Source organism: Kitasatospora sp. NPDC059571, assembly GCF_042735675.1.
Lineage (GTDB): Bacteria > Actinomycetota > Actinomycetes > Streptomycetales > Streptomycetaceae > Kitasatospora.
Window position 1 is genome coordinate 1 of the sequence record NZ_JBHWBW010000049.1, and the last position, 3,469, is coordinate 3,469.

The window sequence follows — 3,469 nt, forward strand, 5'->3', positions numbered from 1 at the left end:
AGCCACGACGGGAGCCTCGGCGGTGACGGCGGCCTTGGTGCGGGTACGGCGGCGCGGCGCCGGGACGGCGGCCTCGGCGACCGCGACCGCGACCGCGACCGCGGCCTCGGCCGGCGCCTCGACGGCGACGGCGGCGGCCTGGGTCTCGGCGGCCGGGGCACCGTCACCGTTGCGGGTGCGGCGGCGACGGCGGCGCGGTGCGGCGTCGGACTCCGGCGCGGCCTCGGCGGGGGCGGCGGCCTCCGTGGTCACCGCGGCCTCGGCCTCGGTGCCCGCGGCGGTGGAACCGCCCCGGGTGCGGCGGCGCTCACGGGTGCGGCGCGGCCGCTCCTCCGGCGCCGCCTCGGCGGCCGGCGCGGCGGTGCGGCCGCCGCGTGCGCCCTTGCGGGAGCCGCGGCCGCCGGTCTCGCCGAGGTCCTCGACCTCCTCAGCGTCCAGGCCGGCCCTGGTCCGCTCCGAGCGGGGCAGGATGCCCTTGGTGCCCGGCGCGATGCGCAGCAGCTCGTACAGGTGCGCGGAGGTGGAGTAGGTCTCCTCCGGGTCGTTGAACGGCAGGTCGAGCGCCTTGTTGATGAGCTGCCAGCGCGGGATGTCGTCCCAGTCGACCAGGGTGACCGCGGTGCCCGAGGCGCCGGCCCGGCCGGTGCGGCCGATCCGGTGCAGGTAGGTCTTCTCGTCGTCGGTGCACTGGTAGTTGATGACGTGCGTGACGCCCTCGACGTCGATGCCGCGGGCGGCGACGTCGGTGCAGACCAGCACGTCGACCTTGCCGTTGCGGAAGGCCCGCAGGGCCTGCTCGCGGGCGCCCTGGCCGAGGTCGCCGTGGACGGCGCCGGCCGCGAAGCCGCGCTTGGTCAGCTGCTCGGCGACGTCCGCCGCGGTCCGCTTGGTCCGGCAGAAGATCATCGCGAGCCCGCGGCCCTCGGCCTGCAGGATGCGCGAGACGACCTCGACCTTGTCCAGCGAGTGGGCGCGGAAGATGTGCTGCTCGATGTTGGCGACGGTGGCGCCGGTGTCGTCCGGGGCGGCGGCGCGGATGTGCGTCGGCTGGCTCATGTACCGGCGGGCGAGGTTGATGACCTGGCCCGGCATGGTGGCCGAGAACAGCAGGGTCTGCCGCTTGGCCGGCAGCATGGTGATGATCTTCTCGACGTCCGGCAGGAAGCCGAGGTCGAGCATCTCGTCGGCCTCGTCGAGGACCAGCGCGCGGACCTTCGACAGGTCGAGCTTGCGCTGGCCGGCCAGGTCGAGCAGGCGGCCCGGGGTGCCGACGACGATGTCGACGCCCTTCTGCAGCGCCTCGACCTGCGGCTCGTACGCGCGGCCGCCGTAGACCGCGAGCACGCGGACGTTGCGGACCTTGCCGGCCGTCTGCAGGTCGTTGGTGACCTGGGTGCACAGCTCGCGGGTGGGCACCACGATGAGCGCCTGCGGGCTCTCGGAGAGGTCGCCCTCGGTGGCCCGGCCGGCGTCCACGTCGGCGCGCACGACGACCCGCTCGATGAGCGGGAGGCCGAAGCCGAGGGTCTTGCCGGTGCCGGTCTTGGCCTGGCCGATGACGTCGTGGCCGGTCAGGGCCACCGGCAGGGTCATCTCCTGGATCGGGAAGGGGTGGACGATGCCGACGGACTCGAGTGCCTCGGCGGTCTCCGGGAGGATTCCCAGCTCTCGGAAGGTCGTCTTGATGGGTTCGGCGGTGGTGGACAGGGTGCTGCCTCTTCCGTGTGGGGGGCCGAGAGCGAGAGGAGCAGCGGGCGGCCCGAGGTGCGGCGGGCGCTGGGCCCGGTCGATCCGGCGGGACGCACAACCGCGCCTGCCCCGCGCACTGCCGGCGGGGCGGCCCGGTGTCGGGCGCGTCGTCCGGCGGCGTAGGGGAGGAATCCCGTGTGGGGCTGGCGCGGGACCTGCGCCGTGCGGCGCGGTCCGCGGCGGCCCTCGCTCGGCCACTGATGCGGTGCCTGGGCCCGAGGTCCGGGCCAAGGTCGGAGCCGATCGGGTCTCCGACCGGGCATCCGCGTACGTGGGCCGGGTGCCGCGTCCCTGCGGAGCACGTCTGCGCGGCCTGCCAGTGAGTGGCGGGCCGCGCGTGTACACCAGGCCTCGCTACCACCATACAGGGGCGCGACCACTCGAACACGTGACGCGGCTTACTCCGCAGGCCGCGGCGGGCCGGGCGGGGCGCGCGAACGGCCGGTGCGGCGCGGGCTCGGGCGGTGCACGGCACTAAGGTGGCGTGCCATGGAGACTCAGGGAACTGGCGACGTCACCTCGATCGGCGACTGGGCTGCGTGCGCGGCCGATCCCGGCTACCGGGCCGCCGTGCTCGACCTGCTCGGCGCGCTCGCGTACGGCGAGCTGAGCGCCTTCGAGCGGCTGGCCGAGGACGCGAAGTTCGCGCCCGGCCTGGTCGACAAGGCGGCGCTGGCACGGATGGCGTCCGCCGAGTTCCAGCACTACCAGCTGCTGCACGACCGGCTGGCCGAGGTGGGCGCGGACCCGACCGAGGTGATGAACCCGTTCGTCGAGCCGCTGGAGGCCTTCCACCGGCTGACCGCCCCCTCGGACTGGCTGGAGGGGCTGGTCAAGGCGTACGTCGGCGACGCGATCGCGACCGACTTCTACCGGGAGGTGGCCGTCCGCCTGGACGACGACACCCGGGAGCTGGTGCTGCGGGTGATGGCCGACACCGGGCACGCCGAGTTCGCGGTGGAGCGGGTGCGGCAGGCGATCGCGGACGACCCGCGGGTCGGCGGCCGGCTCGCGCTCTGGGGCCGCCGGCTGATGGGCGAGGCGCTCAGCCAGGCGCAGCGGGTGGTCGCCGAGCGCGACGCGCTGTCCAACCTGCTGGTCGGCGGTGCCCGGGTGGAGGGCTTCGACCTGGTCGAGGTCGGCAAGATGTTCACCCGCATCACCGAGGCGCACACCCGGCGGATGGCCGCCCTGGGGCTGGCCTCCTAGGACCTCATGGCGGGCCCGGGCCCGCGCGGCTCACACGTGCCGGTGCCGGCGGTGGGTGCCGCGCCGCCCGGCCAGGTCCGGCCGGGCGAGCACGGAGACCAGCAGGACCGAGCCGACGGCGCTGACGGCCAGCGCGACGCCCGGCTCGCGGCCGTCCAGCGCGTAGCGGGCGATCAGTCCGGAGAGCAGGGCGGCGACCAGCGCGGTCGAGATCGTCAGCGTGCGGGCGGCGGGGAAGTACCCGGGCAGCAGCACCAGGGCGCCGGCCCCGACGGCCAGCCCGATCAGTGCGCAGGCGATCGTCTCGACGAGCACGGGCGGCCTCCCTCGGTGGTACGGCACGGCGTCACCTGCGCCCATACCCCGGGGCCGCGGCCGGTACGCGCCGCCGGCCGAACGACGGCGCCCCCGCCCCCCCCCAAGGGGACGGGGCGCCCGCGGGCCCGCAGTCAGGGCGTGGCGAATCCGACCGTGCGGTCCGCCGGCGAGCCGCTGTCCCCGAAAGCCCCGC

Annotated in this window: 3 protein-coding genes; 1 reads left to right on the top strand and 2 read right to left on the bottom strand. The window is 75.6% G+C overall.

The window, feature by feature from the left end:
- Window positions 1–1,593, bottom strand: a 1,593-nt coding sequence (locus tag ACFV0G_RS08720; protein ID WP_380543837.1) for a DEAD/DEAH box helicase, incomplete at its 3' end; no start/stop codon positions are given.
- Between the two features lie 645 nt (window positions 1,594–2,238).
- Between ACFV0G_RS08720 and ACFV0G_RS08725 the strand changes: the two genes are divergently transcribed.
- Complete coding sequence (locus ACFV0G_RS08725) at window positions 2,239–2,958, top strand: ferritin-like fold-containing protein (RefSeq protein WP_380543840.1); 720 nt, start codon at window positions 2,239–2,241, stop codon at window positions 2,956–2,958.
- Window positions 2,959–2,988: 30 nt separating this feature from the next.
- Here the strand turns inward: ACFV0G_RS08725 and ACFV0G_RS08730 are convergent, their stop codons facing one another.
- Window positions 2,989–3,273 carry a hypothetical protein gene (locus tag ACFV0G_RS08730; protein WP_380543843.1) on the bottom strand — a complete coding sequence of 95 codons (285 nt, stop codon included), beginning with the start codon at window positions 3,271–3,273 and terminating at the stop codon, window positions 2,989–2,991.
- Window positions 3,274–3,469: the final 196 nt, after the last annotated feature.

Excerpts from the sequence above, each read along its gene's own strand:
- ACFV0G_RS08725 (WP_380543840.1), top strand. The coding sequence starts at position 2,239 with ATGGAGACTCAGGGAACTGGCGACGTCACCTCGATCGGCGACTGGGCT.